A 24,539-nucleotide genomic window follows, 5' to 3' on the forward strand; every position below is an offset into this window, starting at 1 on the left:
TGATCTTCAGGCCTTACCGGGCCAGGCGCTGACAAACTCGGCCAGATCGACCTTCTCCGCCACCCGCGGTTCTTTCTGCGGCGTGCCCAGGTAAAGAAACGCAATCACCTCTTCCCCTTCCGCCAATCCCAAACCTTTGGCCACATGCGCCGAATAAGCCAGCTCACCGGTGCGCCACACCGCGCCAATGCCTTGCGCATAGGCCGCCAGCAAAATCCCGTGAGCTGCACAACCGGCCGCCAACAGTTGCTCGGACTTGGGATACTTGGCGTGCTCCTGCAAACGCGCAATCACCACAATCACCAGCGGCGCACGCAGCGGGCCGTTGCGCGCCTTGTCCAGCAAGGCTTCGGACACATCACTGTCTTGCAGCTTCGCCGCCTCGGCCAGCAACTCACCCATTTGCTCGCGCGCTGCGCCTTCGACTGTCAGGAAACGCCAAGGCTGCAAGTGGCCATGGTCTGGTGCGCGCATCGCGGCGGCAAACAGCACTTCGCGCTGCTCGGCAGTGGGTGCCGGATCAAGCAGTCGTGGGACGGAAACACGGTTGAGCAAAGCGTCGAGAGCCTGCATCGGCCACCTCCTGTAGAAAATGTTTGGCTATTCTAGCGTCAACTGTCGCGACGGCGTCGGTTTACATGCCCTGCCCCGCAGGTAGAATGGCGCCCTTCTTACTATCAGCCCGAGCGGATTTCATGGCGTTGCCGACCTTACGGATCATTGGTTTCATCATCGGCATCTTCCTGATCACGCTGGCCATCGCCATGGTTATACCCATGGCCACCCTGGTGATCTTCGAACGCACCAGCGACCTGCCGTCGTTCCTTTGGGCCAGCATGATTACCTTTGTCGCCGGCCTGGCCCTGGTGATACCCGGGCGCCCCGAGCACATCCATCTGCGTCCGCGAGACATGTACCTGCTGACCGTCAGTAGCTGGCTGGTGGTGTGCATCTTCGCCGCCCTGCCGTTCCTGCTGACCCAGCACATCAGCTACACCGACTCATTCTTCGAAAGCATGTCCGGCATTACCGCCACTGGAGCGACGGTGCTCAACGGCCTGGACAACATGTCCCCCGGCATCCTGATGTGGCGTTCATTGCTGCACTGGATTGGTGGCATCGGTTTTATCGGCATGGCGGTAGCGATTCTGCCACTGCTGCGCATCGGTGGCATGCGGCTGTTTCAGACCGAGTCGTCGGACCGTTCCGAAAAAGTCATGCCCCGTTCGCACATGGTGGCGCGTTTGATCGTTGCGGCCTACGTCGGCATCACCATTTTCGGCAGCCTGGCGTTCTGGTGGGCCGGGATGAGTCCGTTCGATGCGATCAACCACGCGATGTCGGCGATTTCCACCGGTGGTTTCTCGACCTCCGACCAGTCTTTGGCCAAGTGGCCGGAGCCTGCTGTGCATTGGGTCGCGATCGTCATCATGATTCTCGGTGCCCTGCCGTTCACCCTGTATGTCGCCACGTTACGCGGTAACCGTCGGGCACTGATCAAGGATGAACAGGTTCAAGGGCTGCTCGGTATGTTGCTGGTGACCTGGCTGGTGCTCGGCACCTGGTACTGGTGGACTACCCAGCTGCATTGGCTGGAAGCCTTGCGGCATGTGGCGCTGAACGTGACGTCGGTGGTGACCACCACCGGTTTTGCACTGGGGGATTACAGCCTCTGGGGCAACTTCTCACTGATGCTGTTCTTTTATCTGGGGTTTGTTGGCGGCTGCTCGGGTTCGACCGCTGGCGGGATCAAGATTTTTCGCTTCCAGGTTGCCTACATTCTGCTCAAGGCCAACCTTAACCAGTTGATTCACCCGCGCGCGGTGATCAAGCAGAAATACAACGGCCACCGTCTCGACGAAGAGATCGTGCGCTCGATCCTGACCTTTTCGTTCTTCTTCGCCATCACCATTTGCGTCATCGCACTGCTGCTGTCGCTACTGGGCGTGGACTGGATGACCGCGCTGACCGGCGCGGCCGCCACGGTGTCTGGCGTAGGCCCGGGGCTTGGCGAAACGATTGGCCCGGCGGGTAACTTCGCCAGCCTGCCGGATGCCGCGAAGTGGATTCTCTCGTTCGGTATGCTACTGGGCCGGCTGGAGATCATTACGGTGTTTGTCCTGTGTATCCCGGCGTTCTGGCGTCACTAATCCGCATGGGCGCTTCCATCAGCCGCGTCCGGTATTCGCCGGGCGTGGAATCGAACCAGCGTCGGAAGGCGCGGAAGAAGTTGCTCGGATCGGCAAACCCCAGCAGGTAGGCAATTTCCAGCAGGGTCATGTTCGGTTGCGCCAGGTATTGCTCGGCCAGTTCACGTCGGGTGTCATCCAGCAAGGTCTGAAAACTCGTGCCCTCTTCCTGCAAGCGCCGCTGCAAGGTGCGTTGCGACAAGTGCAGCGTCTGGGCCACCGTATCACGCTTGGGTTCACCCTGGGGCAGCAGACGGCATAACACCTGCCGTGCCTTGTGGGTCACGCGGCTCTCGGAAAACCGCGCCAGATACTCGCCGGCAAACCGGTCGTGCAGCCGCGCCATGGCCTCGTTGGCGGTGGGTAGCGGTGCCTCCATGTCGGCGCGCTCGAAGATCAAGGCGTCATAAGGCGCGTTGAACATCAACGGAGCATGAAAGGCTTGTTTATAAGGTTCAAGATCAACAGGGTTAGCGCCTTGCAGCAAGACCTTGCGCGGCTGCAGCGTACGGCCGGTCAGCCAGCCGCAAAGTGCCAGGGCGCAGGCCATTGATGCTTCGGCACTCTGTCGGGTCGGCGGCAGGTGATCGCCATGGACCGTCAGAATCAGCGCATAACCCTCATCCAGCAATCGGAAACTCAAGTCGGCACTTTCGGCGATGATTCGCTGATAACGCACCAGACGTTGAAAGCCTTCAGCCAGGGTCTGGCTGGACATCAACGCATAACCGGCGACATGAAAGGACGCCGGTCGCACCACCTTGCCCATGTTCAGGCCGATCGCCGGGTTGCCGGACAGCTCGACCGCGCGCTGCCAGAGCCGCGTCATGGAATCTTGCGGGAAGCGCGCATCCGGGTCATCCAGTGCCGCATAGTCGAGCCCTAGCTGCTTGAACAGAACCCGGCAATCCAGGCCGTCCATTTCCAGTGCTTTGACAATCCCCATCGCCCAGCTTGCAGAAGTCGTTCGTTCGCTCATGGCGTTTACTACGTAATGGCCGCATGCCACGACCCAATACCCAAGGATACTAAAGTGGCGCCTATTGTCACTGGCTGATACCAATGATCACTCTAGACTTAAATAAGCTACCCGCAGAGCAACTTGTCGCGTGCACAGCCACCACAGAGATCGCAGTCGTGGAAAACATCAAGCGCTTCAATAGCTTCGCTGAGTTTTACCCGTATTACCTCAGCGAACATCGCAACAGCACCTGTCGACGATTGCACTTTGTCGGCACCTCTCTGGTTATTTTCATTCTGGCGCTGACCATCGGCAACGGCGCCTGGTGGATGTTGCTGGCCCTGCCGCTGGCCGGTTACAGCTTCGCCTGGGTCGGGCATTTCTTCTTCGAGAAGAATCGCCCTGCCACCTTCCAGCATCCTCTTTACAGCCTGCTCGGCGATTTCGTCATGTACCGCGACATGATTCTGGGTCGCGTGCCGTTCTAGGGGGGCGTTCTCAATTAGTTTCCCCTCCGCGCCGGAACTAATTGAGAACGCCCCCTAGGCTCCATGGGCCACAAAAGCGTCTTGTGTAGCCAATGCAGCGTTGGATCCAAGTCCTACACTCAAAACATCCCTTTCGATCAGAACAAGAGGATAGCCGATGAATGCCCATGCCCGTTTTACCCATATGCAGGACGGCACACAGGAAGACTGGGCGATCATCGCCGCAGATTTCAGCGCCTATGCCCGGCAATTGCCCAAACGGATCGTGGCGCACCTGAAGTTACTGGAGGGGGATTTCGGCGGTTTCCCGGTGGATCGTCTGACCCACTCCCTGCAAACCGCCACCCGCGCCTGGCGCGATGGTCGCGACGAAGAATACGTGGTCTGCGCCCTGCTCCATGACATCGGCGACACGCTGGGCTCCTACAATCACCCGGACATCGCCGCGGCGATCCTCAAGCCGTTCATCAGCGCCGAGAACCTGTGGATGGTGGAGAAGCATGGGATTTTCCAGGGTTATTACTTTTTTCATCACCTGGGCATGGATCGGCATTTGCGCGAGCAATTCAGCGGTCATCCGCAGTATCAGGCGACCATCGAGTTTTGCGCCCGGTACGATGCGGCGGCGTTTGATCCAGCGTACGACACGCTGCCGCTGAGCTTCTTCGAGCCGATGGTGGAACGGCTGTTTGCGCAGCCGAAGAATTCGATTTACAAGGCGGCGATGGAAGAGCACGCGCCAGCCTGATTAATCTGGGTGTCCGGGCGGGCCCCTTCGCGGGCAAGCCTCGCTCCTACAGATAGGCGACGGTCACAGTATCGTGCCGTAGGAGCGAGGCTTGCCCGCAAAGGCGTCGGATCGGTCACGCCGGCTCTGCGACCTTCACCGCCTTCAATTCCGCCTCCCTTGCCTGGGCATCGGCCAACCGATACAGCTCGATCGAGCCATCCCAATGCTCGATCAGTGCCGTGCACGACTCCACCCAATCCCCACAATTGAGGTAATCCACCTCGCCGACCTTGCGAATCTCGGCATGGTGAATGTGCCCGCACACCACCCCGTGCAACTCGCGTTTGACGCATTCGTGGGCGATGGCTTCTTCAAAATCACTGATGAAGCTGACGGCTGTCTTGACCTTGTGCTTGAGGTACGCCGACAACGACCAGTAGCCGTAGCCATAACGGGCACGCCAATGGTTGAGCCAGCGGTTGAGCGTCAGGGTGAATTCGTAGGCCGAGTCGCCGAGAAACGCCAGCCAGCGATGGTAACGGGTGATCACGTCGAACTGGTCGCCGTGAATCACCAGCAGATGACGGCCATCGGCGGTCACATGCACGGCTTCGTCCACCAGCTGGATATTGCCCAAAATCAGCTTCGAATAACGGCGCAGGAATTCGTCATGGTTGCCGGTAACGTAGATCACTTCTGTGCCGCGCTTGCTCATGGTCAGCAGGCGACGAATCACATTGGTATGCGCTTGCGGCCAATACATGCCGCTGCGCAGTTTCCAGCCGTCGATGATGTCGCCGACCAGGTAGATCTTGTCGGTGTGGTAGCCCTTGAGAAATTGCGACAGGTGTTCGGCCTGGCAGTCCCGGGTGCCCAAATGCACATCGGAAATCCACAAGGTCCGCACACGTTGCTTACGGCTGGGTTTGGCGAGCTCGGCGCTGGTCATGGGCAACCCTCAGGACAAGTTTTGGCAAGCTTGCGCCGGTCGAGTGAATTGCCCATGACAGTGGCAAGTCAGTCTTGTGACAGCGCGAGTCGGGCCGCACCCGGTGTAGACTGGCGACCTGCACAGGAGACCTGCGATGAGACCGATCCTCACGCTACGCCAGTACACCCACGACCTGATCGTCCACAGCCACGACCACGCGCAACTGGTGTTCGGGCTGTCGGGCGCGCTGGACTTCGAGGTCGAAGGGCGTGGTAGTCAGGTGGTGCAGCAGAGTTTCGTGGTGGTGCCGTCGGGCGCGCATCATGCCTGCGACAGCGCCCATGGCAGTCGTTGCCTGGTGCTGGATGTGCCGAGCGACCAGTGGGTTTCGCAGTCCCTTGGCGATCACGCCGAAGCCAGTCGCCGCTTGCTCGACAATGCCGGGCGCCTGTCGCTGGACGCCGGGCAAAGCCAACTGGTGAGTTGGCTGGCAGGCAGTCAGATCAAAGATCCGCTGATTGCGCAGCAAGGCGCGGTGCTGTTGCTGGCCAGCCTGAACAACGCCAAACCCGACAGTGTGGGCGGTCGGCGCCTGCCCTATGCAGCGCTGAATGCGCACATCGATCAATACGCGGCCTATCCACTGCAAGTCGCCGATCTGGCGCGCATTGCCGGGCTGTCCAGTGCCCGGTTGCATGCACGGTTCGTGGCGGAATGCGGGCAAACGCCGATGGACTACATTCGCAGTCGTCGGCTGCACATTGCCGTTGGCTTGTTGCGCAATTCGGCGCTGCCCATTGGCGAGATCGCCTGTCGGGTCGGCTACAGCTCGCAGAGTGCTTTCGCCGCGGCAGTGTTGCGTGAGTTCGGCGCCTCACCCGGTAAATTGCGCCGCGAGGCTGGCGACAAATGACGCGAGTCTGGCGACAGACATAACCAAGCGCTGCGCGATTAAATGTAGCAGCTGGCGAAGCCTGCGTTCGAGCGCGAAGCGGTCGCAATCGGAACAATGTGGTTTGCCTGGCACTGCGCATGCGCTGGTTTTACGACCGCTTCGCGCTCGAACGCAGGCTTCGCCAGCTGCTACAGAAGACCGCGGTATCTGAGAGGATGTCGTCGGCTTCGCTCACTACTTTCATCAAGGATTGCAATGACTCCCCGTACCGCCCTCGGCGCTCTGCATATCGGTGCACTGATGTTCGGCCTGACCGGCGTATTCGGCAAACTCGCCGCCGCTTCGCCGGCCATCATCGTGTTCGGCCGTGCCGCGTTTGCTGTCCTCGCCCTGGCGTTTTTCGCACGGTTCGCAAGCGGTACCCGTTGGCAGAAACTCGACGCCGTGGACCTGCGTCGCCTGCTGCTCAGTGGCTTGCTGCTGACCGGGCACTGGGTGAGTTTCTTTATCGCGGTGAAGGTCGCCGGGGTGGCAATCGCGACACTGGGGTTTGCCAGTTTCCCGGCGTTTACCGTGATCCTCGAAGGGCTGATCTTCCGCGAGCGCATCCGCGCCAACGAAATCCTGCTGGTGGTGCTGGTCAGTGTTGGATTGGTGCTGGTCACGCCGGATTTCGATCTGGCCAGCGGCGCCACCACTGGCCTGTTGTGGGCGGTGGCTTCCGGCTTGTTGTTCGCCCTGCTGTCCCTGACCAACCGTGCCAGCTCCGGACGAATTCCGCCGGTGCAGGCTGCGCTGTGTCAGAACGTAGTGGTAGCGATCTGTCTGCTGCCGGTGGCGGTACCGCAGTTGAGCGAAGTGCGCGCCATCGACTGGCTGTGGATCGGCCTGCTCGGGGTGTTCTGCACCGGCGTCGCCCACAGCCTGTTCGTCGCCAGCCTGGCGGTGATCAAAGCCCGTACCGCGTCAGTGGTGTTTGCTCTGGAGCCGGTTTACGGCATCACCCTGGCCTGGCTGTTGTTCGATGAAAACCCGACGCTGCGCATGCTGATCGGCGGCGTGCTGATCATCGTGGCCATCGTGGTTTCGAGCCGGTTGTCCGGCAGTTCAAGCAAGAGCGCCGTGGCGGTAGAAGCCGCGTCTCACTGAGGGCGGTCGTTGTGACCCAGGTCGCGGTCCGGATCGATCTGATCACGGACCCGCTGCTTGAGCACCTTGGCCTCGGGAAAACCACCGTCGGCCTTGCGCTCCCAGAGCTGCACATCGTCACAGAAAATGTGAAAAACTCCGCCAGTGCCGGGCACCAGAGACACTTTGCCCAGGTCATCGCCGAAGGTACTGAGCAGTTCCTGGGCCAGCCAGGCAGCGCGCAACAGCCATTGGCATTGCGTGCAATAGGTGATGACGATTTCCGGTTTACGTGCGGTCATGATTGGCAAAACTCCTGGGCCTGGGGGCGTCGCCATAATAGCCGCCTTGCCCCTGATGCTGTAGGAGCGAGGCTTGCCCGCGAAGAACGATGACGCGGTTTATCAGAACAACCGCATTATCGTTCTTCGCGGGCAAGCCTCGCTCCTACCTGGGTAAGGGTGTTATCGGATACCGGCCAACAGCGTCCGGGCCGTTTCCTTGAGCGGTTCGTCACCTTCCTTGAGTAACTCGTTAAGCAGCTCGATGGCGCTGTCCAGATCGCCGTCGTCGATGCAGGTCTGGGCCTGTTCGAGTTTACCCGCGTTGCTCGGCCCGGCCGGTTCAAGATCCATCAACTCAGCACTCAGCGGCTCAAGCTCCAGCGACTGGCCGGGGTCGCTGAACTCGTTGAGAAAGGTCTCGTCCAGAGATTGAGCGTCTGGTTCGGCGATCCATTCAAGCTCGGGCTCGTCCAGCGTCGGCTCCTCGGGCATTTCGAAAACATCGGGCAACACGTGCAGGTTCGAGGTGAACCCGGGCTCGTCTGCCTGCGCTGGCTCATTCGACGGTTTGGCGCTGGATGATGAGTTTTCGAAGGGGCTGATCAGGTCCCAGTTCGAATCCATCGACAGGTCATCGAGGTTCAACTGGAATTCATCGCTCGGTGCCGCTTCAGGGATTGCAGGGGTGGGAGGAACCACTGCCACGGCGGCGATCACCGGTGCGGCGCTGATCAGTTTCGGATGGCGGGCGCGGATGTCCTGAAGTTGCTGTGCATCGAACCCGGCGTCTCGCAGGCTGCTTTCCTGTGCATCATAAGCTTGCACGTCGCCCTGTTTACCAAGGACCTCCAACAGCTGCACGGCCAGATCGGTGCGCTGGGGTTCCCTGGCCAACGCGTCTCGCAACAAACCGGCCGCCTCGGACAAACGGCCATACGCCAGATAGATACCCACCCCTTCCAGCACGTCGCCTACGGGAGTCTCTTCGGCCGATCCGGCTAGCGGTTGCGGCCGGGACGTCGGCCTGATCGGTTCTTCCGTGCGGAGGGGCACCGGTTCATGACGCAACGGCTGCACAGGTAACGGCTCGGCCTGGACCTGAGCCTGAGCCTGCTGTCGTTGGCGGCGAATGTAGACGGCGAGCGATAGCAACGCCACCAGTGCCAGCAACCCGATGATCAGCAGCCACGGAGTCGGTTCAGATTCCTCCCCTACAACGGGCGCAGGTGCCGTCACCTGGGGCACGACCGGCTCTACCGGTGCCTGTTTGACTTCCGCCAATTGGGTTTGCAGCTCGATCACCTGCTTTCTCTGCCCGGCGATCTGCTCGTCCTGAGCCTGAAGCTTGGCATTGAGTTCATCGATGGTCTTTTGCAACTGTTGGTTCTGCAGCACGCTGGCGGCCAGCTGTTCGGCAATAGCATCATTCCCGGGCACGGCAGCTGGTTTATCGATATCAGGCTTGGGCGTCGCCGCCTTCGCAGCAGGTGGCGGTGCAACAGCCGGTTCGACGGACGGGAACGCGGAAGACTGAGGGCGCGGCGCGGGGTCGTCGTTGACGGGAACAATGCCCGGTGACCCCGGAGGATCGATCAGCACTGTGTACTCACGCAGCAAACGCCCGTTGGGCTGATTGAGCTGCACCAGAAAGTTCAGGAAAGGTTCCTTGACCGGTTTGCTGGAGGTTACCCGGATCAGGCTGCGGTTGCCCCGCAGGATCGGTGTGAACTTCAGGTCGTTGAGGAAGAACACCCGCTCAACACCGGCACGGCTGAACTCGTCCGCCGTCGCCAGGCTGACCGATAGCTCGCCCTCCGCCAGGCCGCCAGCGTCCACCAAAGCAATGTCGGCATTGAACGGCTGATTCAACGCCGAATGCTGGGTGATCTCACCCAACCCGAGCGCAGGGGCCAATGTCGAGTAAGTGACAGCACCACCGACCAGCAGCAGCCTGGTGCAACACCGCAATACAACGTGCCAACTCTCGAGCATGAGCATCCCTTAGATAACCTGAACCAACCTGTACGTATTCGCACATCCGGTACGAACACGATATTACCTAGTAGTTCTTTATAGTCTGCCCAACGGAGTATCTCAAAAGTCCGGCGCGTGGTTATGCCTCAAGATTTTTCCAGGTTACCCAGGATGTGCCCGTGGACGCGCATGCAGACTTTCAAATCCGCCTCATCAACGCCTTCGAACAGTTCGTGGCGCAATTGAGTGGCAATGGTTTCAATTTGTTCAATCAAGGGCCGGGCCGGGGCACAGAGGACGATTTTTTTTGCCCGACGGTCTTCCAGCACGGATTGGCGTTGCACCAGGCCCTGACTTTCCAGGCTGTCGAGCAGTCGGGCCAGAGTGGGCCCTTCGACGCCGACGCTTTGCGCCAGTTCGCGTTGGGTGGGGGCAGTCTCGAAACGTGCCAAATGCAGCAGCACCAGCCAGCGCGCCTGGGACAGACCCAGGCCAGCCAATCGGCGGTCCAGTTCGGCACGCCAGCCCCGAGACATCTGGGCCAGTTGCATGCCAAAGCGGTGTTGATCGGTTAACGGCATAAAACACTCATGGTCAGACTGAAAATAGAGAAAAGCTAATTATTAGTCAGCTAAGCATGACCTTTGGCTATAGGCAAGGCTTGCTCCTGTACTGAATCGTTACATCTATGCCGCAGGTCATTCAGACTTCGAATTCCGACTGCAGGGCGGCACGAACGCAATACAAAACGCCTTCCGGAACTCTTCCCGCAAACAGCGCGGCAATCTCTGATACCGATGGCAACTCGCCCTCGCCGTCGAGGAAAGCGTCCTGAACTTCGCCCATCAACTCTTCAGGCAGGTCCAGCGCCTGTTCCAGTGATAGCTGCTGCTTGCCGATGGCCTCGGCAAGCATTGTGTAAACGTTCTTTTCCGAGCATTGCAGCTGACCGGCGATCTGCAGCGGAGTCATGCCGGCCCGGGCCAGCGTGATCAACTCGTGACGCACATCGGCCACCACTTTCGGCGCCTCGACCTGGCCGCCGAGCACTTCGAGGAAGGCCTCGCCGTAACGTTCCAGTTTGCGCGCGCCGACACCGCTGACCGTGGCCATTTGCGCCAGCGAAGTTGGCTGGCTGCGGAGCATTTCCAGCAGCGTCGAGTCGGGGAAGATGACGTACGGCGGCACGCCATGCTCTTCCGCCAGTTTGCGACGCAGGGCACGCAAGGCTTCCCACTGTTCGCGTTCTTCACCGCGAACCAGTTGGCTGGCCTGGCTCTTGCTGCTTTTGGCGGTGGTTTGCGGCTTGAGGTCGCGGCGCAGTTCCAGGGTCACTTCGCCCTTGAGCAATGGCCGGCAGGTATCGCTCAGGCGCAGGCCGCCGTAGCCTTCGAGGTCGATGTCCGCCAGACCACGGGCAACAAGTTGTCGGAACAAGGAGCGCCATTCGCTCTCCCCCATCGCTTTGCCTACGCCGTATACCGACAAATGCTGATGACCGAAGCTGCGGACCTTTTCGTTGTCCTTGCCCAGCAACACGTCAACCAGATGACCGACGCCATAACGCTGGCCGGTGCGGTAGATCGCCGACAGCGCCTGACGGGCCGGCTCGGTGGCGTCCCAGGTCTGCACGCCGTCGACGCAGTTGTCGCAGTGGCCGCAGGGCTCGGGCATGTCTTCGTCGAAGTACGCGAGCAGGGTCTGGCGGCGGCAGCGGGTTTCTTCGCAGAGCGAGAGCATGGCGTCGAGCTTGTGCTGCTCCAGACGCTTGTGGCGCTCGTCGCCTTCGGAGTTCTGCAGCATCTGCTTGAGCATCACCACGTCTTGCAGGCCGTACGCCATCCAGGCATCCGCCGGCAGGCCGTCACGACCGCCGCGACCGGTCTCCTGGTAATAGGCCTCAAGGGACTTTGGCAAATCGAGGTGCGCGACAAAACGTACGTTAGGCTTGTCGATGCCCATGCCGAACGCCACGGTGGCGACCATGATCAGCCCTTCCTCGTTGAGGAAGCGCTTCTGGTGATGGGCCCGCGTGTCGTTGGGCAGTCCGGCATGGTATGGCAGTGCCGGGAAACCTTGCTCGCTGAGGAACACCGCTACTTCATCAACCTTCTTGCGCGACAGGCAGTAAACAATGCCGGCGTCGCTGCGCCGCTCGGCGAGGAACGCCAGCAACTGCTTGCGCGGCTGTTCCTTGGGCACGATGCGATAGAAAATATTGGGGCGGTCGAAACTCGAGAGGAAACGCTCGGCATCCTGCAAATGCAGGCGATCGACGATTTCTTCCCGGGTGCGCTTGTCGGCCGTCGCGGTCAGGGCGATGCGCGGGACGCTGGGGAACAATTCCGCCAATTGGCCCAGTTGCAGGTATTCCCGACGGAAATCGTGACCCCATTGGGACACGCAGTGCGCTTCGTCGATGGCGAACAGCGCGATTTCAAGGCTTTGCAGGAAGGCCAGCATACGTGGCTGAACCAGACGCTCGGGCGCCAGGTAGAGCATTTTCACCTCACCGCGCTTGATCCGCGCCGCCAGATCACGCTGCTGCTCAGCGCTCAGCGTGGAGTTCAATGCCGCCGCGGCGACACCCAGCTCTTCGAGGGTCGCGACCTGATCGTCCATCAGCGCGATCAGCGGCGATACCACCACCGCCAGGCCTTCGCGCAGCAGCGCCGGCACCTGGAAGCACAAGGACTTGCCGCCCCCGGTAGGCATCAGCACCAGGGCATCGCCGCCACTGGCCACGCGCTCAATGATTGCACCCTGACGGCCACGGAAACTGTCGTAGCCGAAGATGTCCTTGAGGACGCGTTGAGCCTGTTCGAGCATAAAAACTCCAAAAATCACCGAAACATCCCTGCAAGGCTGGTTCAGAATCATGAAAGCTGCACCGACAAATCGTAAGTGCGCATTGCATGACGCTGCATATCTCAGCCGTGACGCCAGCAGGGCATCACAAAACGCGCGAGTATACCCGAGCCCTCCCCTGCAAAGGGCGCCGCTGATAAGACACATGAAAGCCAATGCAATACAGACCTTGTGGGAGCGGGCTTGCTCGCGAAAGCAGTGTGTCAGTCGACATTAATGCCGCCTGACACACCGCTTTCGCGAGCAAGCCCGCTCCCACAGGGTTTTCTATTGCCCCCAACCACAGATTCCATCACAAGGGTTCAAATATGCCGCGCGGCTGGCCCAAGCGCTCAAGAAGGCCTAGAATTCCCGCATCGTATATTCCCCAAGGTAGCCCTTTAATGTCCTTCGCTGAGCAACTAACCCGCCTGCAAGTCTTCCTCGACGCCGACGAGCTGCATGACGAGGCGCTGGACTACGTGGCCGCCCACGGCTACCTCACCGCGCTGTCGATCTGTTCCGAGAGCGTTCCCGACCGTGAATGGATCGACGCGCTCTTCGCCGAAGAGCCGCACTACGCCGACGACACCGAGCGTGAGGCGATCGAATCCACCCTGCTGCTGCTCAAGGCGCACATCGCCCGCCAACTGGCGTCCGACGAAGAGTTCGAGCTGCCATGCGAGCTCGATCTGGGCGACGACCCGGACGATTCCGACCTGCGCGGCTGGTGCATCGGTTTCATGGAAGGCGTGTTCCTGCGCGAAGCGGCCTGGTTCGAAACCGCCGAAGACGAAGTCAGCGAAATGCTGCTGCCGATCATGGTCGGTTCGGGGCTGTTCGACGAACAGCCTGAATTCTCCGACATCGCGGCCGACGCCAACCTGATGGACGACATGATCGTGCAGATCCCGGAAGCCCTGACCGCGCTGTACCTGCTGTGCAACGCGCCAGACGAAAAACCGGCGATTCTCAAGCCACGTCACCACTAAGGTTTTGCCTATGGACAACCCCATAGGCAACCGCCCCCTGATGTTGCGCTACGTGCTGCTGGCCATCGGCTGGCTGAGCGTAGCGTTGGGGGTGATCGGGATTTTCCTGCCGGTGCTGCCCACCACACCGTTCCTGTTGCTGGCGGCCGCCTGTTTCGCCCGCAGCTCGCCGCGTTTCTATCAGTGGCTGGTTGAGCATCCACGGCTTGGGCCGTGGGTTCGCGACTACCTGAGCGGCAATGGCATTCCCCTCAAGGGCAAGGTCTACGCCATCGGTTTGATGTGGGCGAGCATCCTGCTTTCCTGCTACCTGGTGCCCCTGCCTTGGGCGCGCGGGTTCATGCTGACCAGTGCAGTGCTGGTGACGGTTTATATCCTCAAGCAGAAAACCCTGCATAAACCCTGATCTCATCTGGGCACGGGGGCTTCTGTGGCGAGGGGGCTTGCTCCCGCTGGGTTGCGAAGCGACCCCAAACCCTGCGACCCAATTTTTCCTGACACATCGCATGAGCTAGTTTTACGACTGCTGCGCAGCCGAGCGAGAGCAAGCTCCCTCGCCACAGTAAGCAAACTGCTGACGTCCTTTCGTCCGACGACCTGCCCTACCCCGCCCAAATCAACGCCTAGACTTCAGACATCTGCACTCGAGCAGCCAGACATGTCCCGCAGTCCGCGTAGCCCAGGATGGTCAACGCTCCGACTTCGGTTCGGCGGATGGCTGCTGCTGATGAGTTTTCTGCTGGTCGGGTTGGGCAGTGTCCGGGCCGACCGGGATTTTGCGCAGATTCTGCAAACGGCTGAAAAACGCTACGGCCCCCTTGGCCCGGCTCGGGGGCGGATCGAGGCCTGGAGTCAGTTGCTGCAAAGCGAACTGAACCAGCCTGAGCGCGAACAACTGAACGCGGTTAATCGCTTCTTCAATCAACAACTGAATTTTCAGGATGACATGCGCATTTGGCATCAGACTGATTACTGGGCCACGCCGGTGGAATCCTTGATCAAAGCCGCTGGTGACTGTGAAGACTACGCCCTGGCGAAATATTTCAGCCTGCGTCACCTCGGAATTCCCAGCGAGAAACTGCGCATCACCTACGTCAAGGCCCTGATCCAGAATCAGGCGCACATGGTGTTGACCTTCTACAGCAGCCCCACAGCCGATCCGCTGGTGCTGGATAACCTGATCGGCGAGATCCGCCCCGCGTCTCAACGCAACGACCTGCTGCCGGTGTATGCCTTCAACGCCGAAGGCCTGTACTTGCCGGGAGCCCATGGCGGCAAACGTAGCAGCGACTCGAAAAAACTGTCGCGCTGGCAAGACGTGCTGCAAAAGATGCAAATCGAAGGGTTCGCCGTGGGCGAAGGCTAGCCGCTACAGCAAGGAGCGTTTTATGTCACTGCGCAAACAGTTGTTCCTGGCCATTTGCCTGTTCTTGCTGGTGGCTTTCAGCGGCAGTTTTTTTGTCAGCCTGGAGAGCTCCCGTGAGCAGGTGCTTAGCCAGTTACGCTCCCATGCCCAGGACGCCGCCACGGCGCTGGGCCTGTCATTGACGGCACAGATCGACGACCCGGCGATGATCGAATTGATGGTCAGCTCGATTTTCGACAGTGGTTATTTCAGCAGCATCCGGGTCATCGACATCGAAAATGAACAGGTGCTGGTGGAACGCAGCGCCCCCGCACAAATAGAAGGCGTTCCGCAGTGGTTTGTGAGCGTGGTCAATCTGCGCCCGCAAGGTGGTGACGCACTGATCACCCGTGGCTGGCAGCAGGCGGCGCGAGTCGAAGTGTTGAGCAATCCGCAATTCGCCTTGGCCAAACTCTGGGACAGCACCCTCGGCAGCCTGATCTGGCTACTGATTTGCGGACTGCTCAGCGCCGTGTTCGGTGGCTGGTTGTTGCGCCGGCAACTGCGCCCGCTCGACAACATGGTCAAACAGGCAGAAGCCATCAGCAAACGCGAATTCCGCAGTTTGCCGAAACTGCCGCGCACGCCGGAACTCAAGCGGGTAATGCTGGCCATGAATCAGATGGTCGAAAAGCTCAAGGCGCTGTTCGCCGAGGAGGCCGCGCGAAGTGAAAATCTGCGAGCCGAATCTTATCAGGACGCCCTGACAGGCCTGGCGAACCGGCGCTTGCTGGATGAACAATTGGCCGACCAATTACTGGTTTCCGAGCAAAGCCGCGACGGTCATTTGCTGATGCTGCGGATCAATGACCTGATCGGCCTCAACCAACGCTTGGGAGGCCAGCGCACCGATGCCCTGATCGGTGCCGTCGGCGAATTGCTCAAGCGCCTGACGCAACCGCCGGAGCGTCGAACCTGGCTCGCGGCACGCAATCGCGGCGGCGAATTCAGCTTGTTGACCCCTGGCCTGGACAGCAAGGATGCTGCACGCGTGGCCAGCGAAATCAGCGCCACCCTGGAAAACCTGCGTCTTACCGGCGCCAGCGACTGTATGCCGGTGGCGCACCTGGGGGTGGTCGCCTTTCACCCCGGCGAACCAACGAGTGAGGTGCTGCTACGCCTCGATCAGGCGCTGACTCAGGCCCGGCAACATCCCGAGCGCCCCTGGGTATACCAGGCCCACGCCGATACCGCGCCGAACCATTCCCAACACGACTGGCGCAGCTGGATCGACGAGGCACTGACCGAGGGCAAGATGCAGTTGTATTTCCAACCGGTGGTGCAGTGCGCCGACACCAGCCAGGTGCTGCACCACAAAGTCCTCGCTCGCCTGCTCGATCCGCAGGGCGAGGCGATTGCCGCCGGGCATTTCCTGCCGTGGATCGAACGCCTTGGCTGGTCGGCGCGATTCGATCTGGCGATGCTCGAAACAACCCTCGAATACCTGGCCGCCAACCGTTGGCCCCTTGCGCTGAGTCTGTCCGGCAGTACCCTGCGCGATCAGGCGCAGCTGCAACATATCCTCGACCTGCTCGAATCACTGCCAGAACTCGCGCCGCTGCTGATCCTGGAAATCGACGAACGCCAACTGCCGCCCCCCGAAGAACTGCAACGCCTGAGCCACAGCCTGCTCAACACCGGTTACCGCATCGGGTTGCAGCATTTCGGCGGCAGCTTCAGCCAGATCGGCAACCTGACGCAACTGGGGCTGGCTTACCTGAAAATCGACGGAGCCTACATACGGGGTATCGATGAACAGACTGACAAGCGCCTGTTCATCGAGGCGATTTTCCGGGCGACCAACAGCATTGATTTGCCGTTGATTGCCGAGATGGTGGAAACGCAGGGCGAATTGGAGGTCATTCGGGAGCTGGGTTTGTTTGGGGTGATGGGAAGATTGATTGGACCGCCGGAGCCTATGTGAGGCAGCCGCGAGCAGGCTCGCACAGGTCAGGGCCGGCGATCCTCAACCCGAACCTGACTCTTGCTCCAATCGGTCAGCAGACTGTAAGCCACGGCCAGCAATGTCGGGCCGATGAACAAGCCGATAAATCCAAACGCGATCAACCCGCCAAACACCCCGAGCAGCACAATCACCAATGGCAAATTCCCGCCCCGGCTGATCAGGTACGGCTTAAGTACGTTGTCGACCCCGCTGATAATGAACGTCCCCCAACAGCCAAGGAACACCGCCATCCCGTACTCCCCTTTCCAGGCCAACCACGCCGTGGCTGGAATCCACACCAACGGCGGCCCCATCGGAATCAGGCTGAGCAGGAAGGTCACGATCCCCAGCACCAACGCCCCGGGAACACCGGCAATCAGGAAGCCGATCAACGCCAGAACAGCCTGAGCCGCCGCGGTGCCGATCACCCCATTGACCACCCGCTGCACGGTACCCGCCACCAGTTCGATGTAATAGCTGGCACGGTCACCGATCAGCCGCTCCAGCAGCCCATGAACAAACACCGCCAACCGTGGCCCGTCGCGGTAGAAAAAGAACACGAACACAATACTCAGCGTCAGCTCGAGAATCCCGCCGCCAATCTGCGCACTGCGCGCCAGTAACCAGTTACCGACCTGCCCCAGATAAGGCTTGATCGCCAGCATCATCGCCGCGCCTTGCTGATCGATGCTGTTCCAGATACCCACCAACCGCTCGCCGACCAAGGGAATACCGCCCAGCCAGGTCGGCGCCTCAGGCAGGCCATCGACCTGTATATCCTTGATGAGCGCCGTGGCATCGCGCACATGATCCGCCAGATTGAATCCCAGCCACACCAGCGGCACCGCCACCAGCACCATCCAGCCGAGTGTCAGTAGCAGCGCCGCCAGGGATTCACGGCCATTGAGCCAACGGGTCAACAAACGCATCAGCGGCCAACTGGCAAACGCCAGCACCGCGCCCCAGAACAGCGCCGACCAGAACGGCGCCATCACCCAAAAGCTCGCGCCAAACAGCACCAGAAGCAGAATTTGCACCAACAGCCGATCGTTATTGGGCATGTATGATCCTGAAAAAAGTCAGACGAAAAAGTCAGTCAGCAAAGAGTAGGCGAACGCGCAGAACGCGCTCGCCCAATGAAGCTTATCGCAACAGCTCGAAGTGCAGACCAGAGCCTTCGACGTTGCCGGTTTCCATCCGTGCCGCCCGTACGCCCTGGCCGATCAGCGCCTGACGCCAGGTTTCGGCATTGGGCCCCGAAACATTAACGCGCAGTGTGGTGTCCAGGTTCAGGCCTCGGGAAATCAGACGCAGCCAGGTTTCGTCCGGGTCGCCGCCGAGTTTGGGGAAATCGAGTTTTCCAGTGCTTTTTAGCTGTCGCAGCAAGGTCGCGGAAGTGGGCACCAAATCGCCCAATGGTGCAGCAGCGTCGAACTGCTCGACGTGCAGATAGGCTTTGCGATTGCCGCGAGTGATGCTGTAAAGCGCCACCAATGTGTTGTCTTGAGGGGCTGCCAGACGCAGCAGTAGATAAGCCTGCTGATTATCGGCGCCATACAGCTTGGCGTTGCCGAAGACTTCATTGGCCCACAGACTGCTTTCGCCACAATCCCGGGCCTGGCACCAGAACAGCAACTCGGCGCCCTGTTTCTGCAAGGCTTCGCGAGCGGTGGTGAAGGCATCGGTCGAGGAATGCTCCGGTGGCAACTCGTAAGTCACCGAGGTGGTTTGACCCCGGGCGGTGACTTGGCCGTCAAAGCGCAGCTGGCCACTGATCTTGCGGATCGAACCCAGCGGGTAGATCCGCTCAAGCTCGACAGCCGGGCGATAGTCGACGATCTGCGCATCGGCCATACGCGGCACGATCGGCAAGTCCTGACTGCCAGGGATATCAGCGGCAAATAGCAGAGGACTGAAACAACACAGCGCCAGAAGACTGAGAGAACGCATGGATAGACTCATCGAATCAGCATGGCCTGGGCGCCCTTGATGACACTGTCGTCATCGATGCGCTCGGGCACCAGTAGACCGCGTTGTACCGCAGGGCGTGCGCCCATGGTCGCCATCCAGCGCTGCAAGGCTGACAAGCCATCCACCGCGACACCGGACCATTCATGGCCACGTACCCACGGAAAAGTCGCGATGTCGGCAATGCTGTATTCGCCCGCCAGGAACTCTACGGCTTGCAGACGCGTGTCCAGCACCTCATACAAGCGCCGGGTTTCATGTTGATAGCGGTCGATGGCGCCCTGGAGCTTTTCCGGAAAATAACGGAAAAACACATTGGCCTGGCCCTGCATCGGGCCGATTCCGCCCATCTGGAACATCAGCCACTGCAGTACCACCGAGCGCCCTTTCGGGTCCTGGGGCAGCAGTTTGCCGGTCATCTCGGCGAGGTAAATCAGGATCGCACCGGACTCGAACACGGCGAAATCGCCATTGGCGCGGTCGACAATCGCCGGAATCCGCCCATTGGGATTGATCTTGAGAAAGTCCGGGGACTTCTGTTCCTTTTTGTCGAAACTCAAGGCATGCACCGTGTAGGGCAGGCCGAGTTCCTCGAGCACGATAGAGACCTTGTGGCCATTCGGGGTCGCAGCGGTGTACAGATCTATCATGGTTGTCTCCCATTTCAACCCGCCCAGCCTCGACAGTTGCCCGACGCAAGTCAAGGAATGGCGAAGAACCGATTGAAACAGTCTGCGACAAGGTCTGCACCGGATTCGTCATTCAGGTGCAAATGATGGCCGCCAGGCAACTGTTCCCGGCTAAAGGGTAGACGCTCCAGCAACTCTGGATGTTTGGCGAGCATTCCGTCAGCTGCAACCACCAGGTGTGCGGGACAACCGACGCGCTGGACGAAGGCCATCGCCTGTTCCGTGGTCAGACGTAGCGGCGATGGCAGGGTCAGGCGGTTGTCGGTGCGCCAGGTATAACCGCCCGGCACCGGCATCAAGCCGCGCTGGGCCAGCAGTTCGGCGGCTTCGCGACTGACCGCCACCAAGCCTTTCATTCGTGCTTCGATGGCGCGGTCGAGGGTGTTGTAGACCGGTTTGCGTTTTTCCCGCAGATCCAGCTGCGCTTGCAGGGCCATGCCCATGCGCTCGGCGGCGTTTTCGCCTTTGTCTGTAGGAGGAATGACGCCGTCGATCAAGGCCAGATGCGTGACCCGCTCCGGCAACGACCCGGCCAGCACCAGCGAGACGATCGCCCCCAGGGAATGCCCCAGCAGCGCAAAACGTTTCCATCCCAGCTGCTCGGCCACCTGCAGCACATCGTGGGCGTAGTCCCACAGCGCGTAACCGGCGCCGTTCGGTCGATGCCCCGAGTGACCATGCCCGGCCATGTCCAGCGCGATGATGCGCAAGCCTTTGAGCTTGGGCGCCAGCCGGGCAAAGCTGTTGGCGTTGTCCAGCCAGCCGTGCAAGGCGATCACCGGCAAGCCGTCCTCGGGACCGAACAAGTGCGCCGCCAACTCGATATGCGGCAGGCTCAGGCGAACTTCTTCGACGACGCTGTTCATGCGCAATCCTGTTGGCTACGACCTTCCCAGCGACTGAACAGATTCTTCAGCAGCGTGGCCGTGTCTTGTGGACGTTCGAGGGGAAACATATGGCCACCGGGCATGGTCAAGGACTCACCCAGGGGCATGCGCCCGACGGAACGGGCGTGATGACGCATCACCACGCGGCTCTTGTGCCCGCGAACCACCGCCAGTGGCACCTTCAACTGCCGTGCACGGCCGGGGCTGGTGTGGGGCACACCGCGGTAGATGCTGATTTCCGTGGCCGGGTCAAAACGCAGGCGCAGCTTGCCGCCGACAGTGTGCAAACCATGTTGAAGATAGGCGTCGAAGCATTCCGGATCAAAGCCACGAAACAGGGTTTTACCGGCGAAATACAGGCGGGCCGCGTCCAGATCGGCGAACTCTTCCCGTCGTCCCAATGTGCGGCCGGCCGGGGTGAGGCGATCGATGAAACCGAAGCGCTTGGCGGCACGGATCACCCATTGATCGGCGCGGGTCAGCACCGGCGAATCGAGCATCACCACGCCGCGATACAGCTCAGGGCAACGCAATGCGGCATGCAAGTGCAGCACGCCGCCAAAGGAATGGCCGACGCCCCAGACCGGTTCCGGTTGCTGCTTGAGGTGATGGATCAGTTCGTCCACCAGATTGTTCCAGTTGTCGTCCGCGGGAAAACGCGGGTCATGGGCGTGCTGCTCCAGATGCGTCACCTGATACTCGGGCGCCAGCGCCGCGAACAACTTGCCGTAGGTCCCCGAAGGAAAGCCATTGGCGTGGGCGAAAAATATCTGTTGCGACATACCTGCAAATCCATGAGCGAGAACGGAGGTTGATTGTCCGTAAGACCGTGTCCTACAGCAATGACCGTAACTGACAGGAATGATGACAGGCCGGTCATGGCTATGGCGCAAGGATGACTCCGATCCTTGGTAGCAGCTGGCGAAGCCTGCGTTCGGCTGCGAAGCAGTCGCAAAACCATTCACCGCAGTGTTTCAGGAACATCAAGGTGGCAGGATTGACGACTGCTGCGCAGCCGAACGCAGGCTTCGCCAGCTGCTACACCGAGCGTGCCGAAACTCAACGCGCCGGTGGATTTTCACCCAGCGGCACCACCGCCATGGTCAGCCGCGACACGCAACTGGCCTTCCCTTCATCACTGCTCAAACGGATATCCCAGACATGAGTGGTGCGACCAATGTGAATCGCCTTGGCCACCGCCGTCACTCGCCCACTGCGCAGGCCGCGCAAATGGTTGGCGTTGATTTCCAGGCCCACGCAATAAAACTTGCTGGCGTCGATGCACAGGTAACTGGCCATCGAGCCGACGGTTTCGGCCAACACCACCGAGGCGCCGCCGTGCAGCAAACCAAAGGGCTGATGCGTGCGATGGTCGATGACCATACTGGCAGTCAGGGACTCGTCATCGAAGGCTTCAAAGCGAATATCCAGCACTTCGCTGATGGTATTTTTTCCGATTGCGTTCAACTGCTCGACGTTGGGAATGGTGCGCCACAGACTCATCGTTACGTTCCTTTGCTGGAGTTGTTCGTGGCTCAATCCTGCCACAGCACCGCCTCGCTACGCTCGCTCCATTCTTCGAAGCGCGCACCGTAAGCCGCTTCGATCATGTTGCGCTTGATCTTCAGGGTCGGTGTCAGGAAGCCGTTTTCCACCGCCCAACTGTCCTTGACCACCACCAATCGACGCAAGCGCTCATGCCTGTCGAGGACGCCGTTGACTTCCTCCAGCAGTTTTTCCAGGCTTGAATGCAAGCCCGCCCGGGCCGATCCCTTCGCGTCCTGCTGACCGACCGCCGACAACACGCGCAACCCCAGCGGTGCGCTCAGCCCATCGCCAACCACACACACCTGTTCGATCCGCGCATGCACCGCCAGGCGATTTTCAATCGGTGCGGGGGCGACGTATTTGCCTTTGCTGGTTTTGAAAATTTCCTTCAGGCGCCCGGTCAGGCGCAGGTTGCCTTCGGCGTCTTCCTCGCCCTTGTCGCCGGTGCGCAGGAAACCGTCCTCGGTGATGGTTTCGGCGGTTTTCTCAGGTTCCTTGAAATAGCCGAGCATGGTCGCGCCGCTGCGCACCAGTACTTCACCAGACGGCTCGATGCGCACCTCGACTTCCGGGCATGGCTTGCCGATCCAGCCGGGTTTGTTCTGACCCGGCTGGCCGATGTGGGAATAACCGCAGCTTTCGGTCATGCCGTACACCTCAAGCACATCCAGCCCCAGTTTTCGGTACCAGAGCAGCAAGGTCTGCGGCACTGGCGCCGCGCCGGACAAGGCGATGCGCAAGGCGTCCAGCCCCAGCCCGGCAAGGACTTTGTGCCCTACCCGTTTGCCAATGAAGGGCAAGCCGAGCAGGAAGTCGAGGCGTTTAGCCGGGATCTTGCTGTAGACCCCCATCTGGAATTTGGTCCAGATTCGCGGCACGCCGAACAGCGCGGTCGGCCGGGCACGTTTTAGATCAGTGAGAAAGGTATCGAGGCTCTCGGCAAAAAATACCGTTTGCCCGGTATAAATCGACGCCAACTCGACAAACATCCGTTCGGCGACATGGCACAGCGGCAGGTAGGACAGCAGACGATCCGACTCATTCAGGCCGAACAACTGAGTGCCACGAGTGGTGGCAAAGCCCAAGTTGCCGAAATTGTGCATCACGCCTTTAGGTTGGCCCGTGGTGCCAGAGGTGTAAATGATGGTCGCCAGCTGATCGGCGGCGGGTTTTGGGTCGTCCTGAATCGGCGAGCTGCGCTGCAGATCGGCCCAGCTGAAATCGAAGGTGCCGGCCGGGCACAGCGGCAGGCTGATGGTTGGCAGATCGGACCTGACCCCGGCGGACATGCCCGGCCAGTCATCCAGCTTGCCAATGAATGCCAGCGCAGCTTCGGAATGATCGAGTACCTGAGCCACGGAATCGGCGGTCAGATTGGGATACAGCGGCACCGAGACATGCCCGGCCATCCAGATCGCCAGATCGGCGATGATCCAGTGGGCGCAGTTTTTCGAGATCAGCGCGATGTGGCTGCCTTGCGGCAGTTCACGAGCCCGCAGCCAGTGGGCGGCACAACGCGCCTGATGGCCGACGTCGGCCCAGGTCAGCGTCTCGACCTGACCGCCCCCCGTCGGCTGCACCAGAAAGCGTTGGCGGGGATGACGGGCTTCACGCTCGTAGAAGGCGTCCAGCGGCAAACGGAAAGCAGCAGACATGCGACTTGCTCCTTTATTTTTTGTCTGGAGCAAGCGTAGTCAACCAAGCAAGTGCTTGGTTGACTATTTCACACAAAAACCAAGAACAAAAACGGAACGCCACCACCCCTGTAGGAGCGAGGCTTGCCCGCGAAGGGGCCTTCGAAAACGCTAAAAGCTTCGCGGGCAAGCCTCGCTCCTACAAATGCAGAAGCAAAGGCTATACCTAGAACAGAAGCAAATTACGGGTGCTTGATGCCGTTGAGCTTCATCGACCCGATCAGCAGTTCATTGTTCTCAAGCTCGGCCAGGCCGGCGGTGCTGACTTTTTCCGGTGGATGGCCGGCGCCGTGCTGCAGATAGCTCAGCAGGTTGCCCACCAGCGGATTGTGACTGACCAGCAGCACATCACTCACCGATACAAGCTGCTCCGCCACCTTGTCCGGATCGGTATCCGGGGTCAGCCAGTCGACGGTGCGGATCTCCGGCGCGAAATTGAGCGCCGCACGCACAATTTCTGCCGTCTCCTGCGCTCGCTGATAAGGACTGGCATAAATGGCGGTGAGTGGCTTGCCCATCAAATAGGCGGCAGCACGCAACACCTCTTCACGGCCATGGGCGGTCAATTTCCGCTCGGAGTCGGGGCGAGTACCGTGAGGTTCGGCTTCACCATGACGCAATACCCAGAGTTTCATAGTTTCGGTTCCTCATCTCGGGCCGGGTGCGGTGCTGGCGCCACAACGTGCGGAGCTTCACCTTCCGGTGTACGCGGCGTCGGCCAGTCGGCGAACGGCCAGGGCTTCTGGTCGCTGTGAAAGCTGCCGAAACGACCGATCTGCGCCAGAAACTGGCTCAGACTGTCGCCGAAGTTCATCAAGCTGGCGCTCGGTGCGCCATAAATCAAACGATAGATCAGCTGCACAAACACCACCGCACCGAGGATCAATTGCGCCACTTGCCAGACCAGCACATAGACAATCATCCACAGCACCCGCAACAGGATGGATTCGTACTTGGCTTCTACCTTCGGATCATTCATGTTTC

General features: G+C 60.3%; 25 protein-coding genes. 9 read left to right on the plus strand and 16 right to left on the minus strand.

The window, feature by feature from the left end; genetic code table 11:
* Positions 1-6 precede the first annotated feature (6 nt).
* Entirely contained in the window at positions 7-573 is a 567-nt protein-coding gene (locus ACIPLA_RS23250; RefSeq protein ID WP_401176305.1) for an NAD(P)H nitroreductase, read from the minus strand.
* Positions 574-695: 122 nt separating this feature from the next.
* Between ACIPLA_RS23250 and ACIPLA_RS23255 the strand changes: the two genes are divergently transcribed.
* Positions 696-2,150, plus strand: a complete 1,455-nt coding sequence (locus tag ACIPLA_RS23255; protein ID WP_218394152.1) for a TrkH family potassium uptake protein — start codon at positions 696-698, stop codon at positions 2,148-2,150.
* Here the strand turns inward: ACIPLA_RS23255 and ACIPLA_RS23260 are convergent.
* Positions 2,107-3,168 (minus strand): AraC family transcriptional regulator, encoded by a 1,062-nt coding sequence (locus ACIPLA_RS23260; RefSeq protein WP_218394151.1) that lies wholly within the window; start codon positions 3,166-3,168, stop codon positions 2,107-2,109. The genes ACIPLA_RS23255 and ACIPLA_RS23260 overlap by 44 nt on opposite strands.
* A gap of 158 nt (positions 3,169-3,326) precedes the next feature.
* Between ACIPLA_RS23260 and ACIPLA_RS23265 the strand changes: the two genes are divergently transcribed.
* Together ACIPLA_RS23265 and ACIPLA_RS23270 are read left to right on the plus strand one after the other, a co-directional pair.
* A complete protein-coding gene (locus ACIPLA_RS23265; protein ID WP_401176309.1) occupies positions 3,327-3,638 on the plus strand; it encodes an Mpo1-like protein in 312 nt (103 codons plus the stop codon).
* A 157-nt stretch (positions 3,639-3,795) separates the two neighbouring features.
* Positions 3,796-4,386 carry an HD domain-containing protein gene (locus tag ACIPLA_RS23270; protein WP_218394149.1) on the plus strand — a complete coding sequence of 197 codons (591 nt, stop codon included), beginning with the start codon at positions 3,796-3,798 and terminating at the stop codon, positions 4,384-4,386.
* 115 nt (positions 4,387-4,501) lie between these two features.
* On the opposite strand, the gene ACIPLA_RS23275 is transcribed toward ACIPLA_RS23270, so the two are convergent.
* Entirely contained in the window at positions 4,502-5,317 is an 816-nt protein-coding gene (locus ACIPLA_RS23275) for a UDP-2,3-diacylglucosamine diphosphatase (RefSeq protein WP_218394148.1), read from the minus strand.
* A 136-nt stretch (positions 5,318-5,453) separates the two neighbouring features.
* Between ACIPLA_RS23275 and ACIPLA_RS23280 the strand changes: the two genes are divergently transcribed.
* Both ACIPLA_RS23280 and ACIPLA_RS23285 read left to right on the plus strand, forming a co-directional pair.
* Entirely contained in the window at positions 5,454-6,212 is a 759-nt protein-coding gene (locus ACIPLA_RS23280; protein WP_401176313.1) for an AraC family transcriptional regulator, read from the plus strand.
* A gap of 237 nt (positions 6,213-6,449) precedes the next feature.
* A complete protein-coding gene (locus ACIPLA_RS23285) occupies positions 6,450-7,343 on the plus strand; it encodes a DMT family transporter (RefSeq protein WP_218394146.1) in 894 nt (297 codons plus the stop codon).
* On the opposite strand, the gene ACIPLA_RS23290 is transcribed toward ACIPLA_RS23285, so the two are convergent.
* From ACIPLA_RS23290 to recQ, 4 genes are all read right to left on the minus strand, one after another.
* Complete coding sequence (locus ACIPLA_RS23290; protein WP_192345668.1) at positions 7,337-7,624, minus strand: SelT/SelW/SelH family protein; 288 nt, start codon at positions 7,622-7,624, stop codon at positions 7,337-7,339. The genes ACIPLA_RS23285 and ACIPLA_RS23290 overlap by 7 nt on opposite strands.
* A gap of 162 nt (positions 7,625-7,786) precedes the next feature.
* Positions 7,787-9,598 carry a FimV/HubP family polar landmark protein gene (locus ACIPLA_RS23295; protein WP_401176318.1) on the minus strand — a complete coding sequence of 604 codons (1,812 nt, stop codon included), beginning with the start codon at positions 9,596-9,598 and terminating at the stop codon, positions 7,787-7,789.
* Positions 9,599-9,726: 128 nt separating this feature from the next.
* Positions 9,727-10,161 carry a MarR family transcriptional regulator gene (locus ACIPLA_RS23300; RefSeq protein WP_008074924.1) on the minus strand — a complete coding sequence of 145 codons (435 nt, stop codon included), beginning with the start codon at positions 10,159-10,161 and terminating at the stop codon, positions 9,727-9,729.
* Between the two features lie 121 nt (positions 10,162-10,282).
* Positions 10,283-12,409: a DNA helicase RecQ gene (gene recQ, locus ACIPLA_RS23305; protein WP_218394144.1), complete on the minus strand. Its 2,127-nt coding sequence runs from the start codon at positions 12,407-12,409 to the stop codon at positions 10,283-10,285.
* 422 nt (positions 12,410-12,831) lie between these two features.
* Here recQ and ACIPLA_RS23310 point away from each other — a divergent pair, with 422 nt between their 5' ends.
* The 4 genes from ACIPLA_RS23310 to lapD all read left to right on the plus strand — a co-directional run bounded on the left by ACIPLA_RS23310 (position 12,832) and on the right by lapD (position 16,748).
* A complete protein-coding gene (locus ACIPLA_RS23310) occupies positions 12,832-13,419 on the plus strand; it encodes a YecA family protein (protein ID WP_205887150.1) in 588 nt (195 codons plus the stop codon).
* Positions 13,420-13,429: 10 nt separating this feature from the next.
* Positions 13,430-13,825: a YbaN family protein gene (locus ACIPLA_RS23315; RefSeq protein ID WP_008074929.1), complete on the plus strand. Its 396-nt coding sequence runs from the start codon at positions 13,430-13,432 to the stop codon at positions 13,823-13,825.
* A 252-nt stretch (positions 13,826-14,077) separates the two neighbouring features.
* Positions 14,078-14,785: a cysteine protease LapG gene (lapG, locus tag ACIPLA_RS23320; protein ID WP_401176323.1), complete on the plus strand. Its 708-nt coding sequence runs from the start codon at positions 14,078-14,080 to the stop codon at positions 14,783-14,785.
* Between the two features lie 22 nt (positions 14,786-14,807).
* Positions 14,808-16,748 (plus strand): cyclic di-GMP receptor LapD, encoded by a 1,941-nt coding sequence (gene lapD, locus ACIPLA_RS23325; RefSeq protein ID WP_218394142.1) that lies wholly within the window; start codon positions 14,808-14,810, stop codon positions 16,746-16,748.
* A 26-nt stretch (positions 16,749-16,774) separates the two neighbouring features.
* Here lapD and ACIPLA_RS23330 read toward each other — a convergent pair whose 3' ends face one another.
* The 9 genes from ACIPLA_RS23330 to ACIPLA_RS23370 form a co-directional block, all read right to left on the minus strand.
* Positions 16,775-17,830 (minus strand): AI-2E family transporter, encoded by a 1,056-nt coding sequence (locus ACIPLA_RS23330; RefSeq protein WP_192345662.1) that lies wholly within the window; start codon positions 17,828-17,830, stop codon positions 16,775-16,777.
* An 82-nt stretch (positions 17,831-17,912) separates the two neighbouring features.
* Positions 17,913-18,719: a DUF4892 domain-containing protein gene (locus ACIPLA_RS23335; RefSeq protein WP_192345661.1), complete on the minus strand. Its 807-nt coding sequence runs from the start codon at positions 18,717-18,719 to the stop codon at positions 17,913-17,915.
* Positions 18,720-18,727: 8 nt separating this feature from the next.
* Positions 18,728-19,387, minus strand: a complete 660-nt coding sequence (locus ACIPLA_RS23340; protein WP_401176328.1) for a glutathione S-transferase family protein — start codon at positions 19,385-19,387, stop codon at positions 18,728-18,730.
* Positions 19,388-19,437: 50 nt separating this feature from the next.
* Positions 19,438-20,292 carry an alpha/beta hydrolase gene (locus ACIPLA_RS23345; protein WP_123495929.1) on the minus strand — a complete coding sequence of 285 codons (855 nt, stop codon included), beginning with the start codon at positions 20,290-20,292 and terminating at the stop codon, positions 19,438-19,440.
* Positions 20,289-21,095: an alpha/beta fold hydrolase gene (locus tag ACIPLA_RS23350; RefSeq protein WP_401176332.1), complete on the minus strand. Its 807-nt coding sequence runs from the start codon at positions 21,093-21,095 to the stop codon at positions 20,289-20,291. The genes ACIPLA_RS23345 and ACIPLA_RS23350 overlap by 4 nt, the downstream gene beginning before the upstream one ends.
* Positions 21,096-21,372: 277 nt before the next feature.
* Entirely contained in the window at positions 21,373-21,816 is a 444-nt protein-coding gene (locus ACIPLA_RS23355) for a hotdog fold thioesterase (RefSeq protein WP_123495925.1), read from the minus strand.
* A gap of 32 nt (positions 21,817-21,848) precedes the next feature.
* Positions 21,849-23,516 carry an AMP-binding protein gene (locus ACIPLA_RS23360; RefSeq protein WP_401176337.1) on the minus strand — a complete coding sequence of 556 codons (1,668 nt, stop codon included), beginning with the start codon at positions 23,514-23,516 and terminating at the stop codon, positions 21,849-21,851.
* 221 nt (positions 23,517-23,737) lie between these two features.
* Positions 23,738-24,190, minus strand: coding sequence for a phosphohistidine phosphatase SixA (sixA, locus tag ACIPLA_RS23365; RefSeq protein ID WP_401176339.1), 453 nt, complete (start codon positions 24,188-24,190; stop codon positions 23,738-23,740).
* Positions 24,187-24,534: a DUF4389 domain-containing protein gene (locus tag ACIPLA_RS23370; protein WP_008011673.1), complete on the minus strand. Its 348-nt coding sequence runs from the start codon at positions 24,532-24,534 to the stop codon at positions 24,187-24,189. Before ACIPLA_RS23370 ends, sixA begins: the two co-directional genes overlap by 4 nt.
* Positions 24,535-24,539: the final 5 nt, after the last annotated feature.

Origin of the sequence: Pseudomonas sp. NPDC086112 (assembly GCF_044746425.1) — a bacterium.
Lineage (GTDB): Bacteria > Pseudomonadota > Gammaproteobacteria > Pseudomonadales > Pseudomonadaceae > Aquipseudomonas.

Excerpts from the sequence above, each read along its gene's own strand:
- ACIPLA_RS23250 (WP_401176305.1), bottom strand. The coding sequence starts at position 573 with ATGCAGGCTCTCGACGCTTTGCTCAACCGTGTTTCCGTCCCACGACTG.
- ACIPLA_RS23255 (WP_218394152.1), top strand. The coding sequence starts at position 696 with ATGGCGTTGCCGACCTTACGGATCATTGGTTTCATCATCGGCATCTTC.
- ACIPLA_RS23260 (WP_218394151.1), bottom strand. The coding sequence starts at position 3,168 with ATGAGCGAACGAACGACTTCTGCAAGCTGGGCGATGGGGATTGTCAAA.
- ACIPLA_RS23270 (WP_218394149.1), top strand. The coding sequence starts at position 3,796 with ATGAATGCCCATGCCCGTTTTACCCATATGCAGGACGGCACACAGGAA.
- ACIPLA_RS23275 (WP_218394148.1), bottom strand. The coding sequence starts at position 5,317 with ATGACCAGCGCCGAGCTCGCCAAACCCAGCCGTAAGCAACGTGTGCGG.
- ACIPLA_RS23280 (WP_401176313.1), top strand. The coding sequence starts at position 5,454 with ATGAGACCGATCCTCACGCTACGCCAGTACACCCACGACCTGATCGTC.
- ACIPLA_RS23285 (WP_218394146.1), top strand. The coding sequence starts at position 6,450 with ATGACTCCCCGTACCGCCCTCGGCGCTCTGCATATCGGTGCACTGATG.
- ACIPLA_RS23290 (WP_192345668.1), bottom strand. The coding sequence starts at position 7,624 with ATGACCGCACGTAAACCGGAAATCGTCATCACCTATTGCACGCAATGC.
- ACIPLA_RS23295 (WP_401176318.1), bottom strand. The coding sequence starts at position 9,598 with ATGCTCGAGAGTTGGCACGTTGTATTGCGGTGTTGCACCAGGCTGCTG.
- ACIPLA_RS23300 (WP_008074924.1), bottom strand. The coding sequence starts at position 10,161 with ATGCCGTTAACCGATCAACACCGCTTTGGCATGCAACTGGCCCAGATG.
- recQ (WP_218394144.1), bottom strand. The coding sequence starts at position 12,409 with ATGCTCGAACAGGCTCAACGCGTCCTCAAGGACATCTTCGGCTACGAC.
- ACIPLA_RS23310 (WP_205887150.1), top strand. The coding sequence starts at position 12,832 with ATGTCCTTCGCTGAGCAACTAACCCGCCTGCAAGTCTTCCTCGACGCC.
- ACIPLA_RS23315 (WP_008074929.1), top strand. The coding sequence starts at position 13,430 with ATGGACAACCCCATAGGCAACCGCCCCCTGATGTTGCGCTACGTGCTG.
- lapG (WP_401176323.1), top strand. The coding sequence starts at position 14,078 with ATGTCCCGCAGTCCGCGTAGCCCAGGATGGTCAACGCTCCGACTTCGG.
- lapD (WP_218394142.1), top strand. The coding sequence starts at position 14,808 with ATGTCACTGCGCAAACAGTTGTTCCTGGCCATTTGCCTGTTCTTGCTG.
- ACIPLA_RS23330 (WP_192345662.1), bottom strand. The coding sequence starts at position 17,830 with ATGCCCAATAACGATCGGCTGTTGGTGCAAATTCTGCTTCTGGTGCTG.
- ACIPLA_RS23335 (WP_192345661.1), bottom strand. The coding sequence starts at position 18,719 with ATGCGTTCTCTCAGTCTTCTGGCGCTGTGTTGTTTCAGTCCTCTGCTA.
- ACIPLA_RS23340 (WP_401176328.1), bottom strand. The coding sequence starts at position 19,387 with ATGATAGATCTGTACACCGCTGCGACCCCGAATGGCCACAAGGTCTCT.
- ACIPLA_RS23345 (WP_123495929.1), bottom strand. The coding sequence starts at position 20,292 with ATGAACAGCGTCGTCGAAGAAGTTCGCCTGAGCCTGCCGCATATCGAG.
- ACIPLA_RS23350 (WP_401176332.1), bottom strand. The coding sequence starts at position 21,095 with ATGTCGCAACAGATATTTTTCGCCCACGCCAATGGCTTTCCTTCGGGG.
- ACIPLA_RS23355 (WP_123495925.1), bottom strand. The coding sequence starts at position 21,816 with ATGAGTCTGTGGCGCACCATTCCCAACGTCGAGCAGTTGAACGCAATC.
- ACIPLA_RS23360 (WP_401176337.1), bottom strand. The coding sequence starts at position 23,516 with ATGTCTGCTGCTTTCCGTTTGCCGCTGGACGCCTTCTACGAGCGTGAA.
- sixA (WP_401176339.1), bottom strand. The coding sequence starts at position 24,190 with ATGAAACTCTGGGTATTGCGTCATGGTGAAGCCGAACCTCACGGTACT.
- ACIPLA_RS23370 (WP_008011673.1), bottom strand. The coding sequence starts at position 24,534 with ATGAATGATCCGAAGGTAGAAGCCAAGTACGAATCCATCCTGTTGCGG.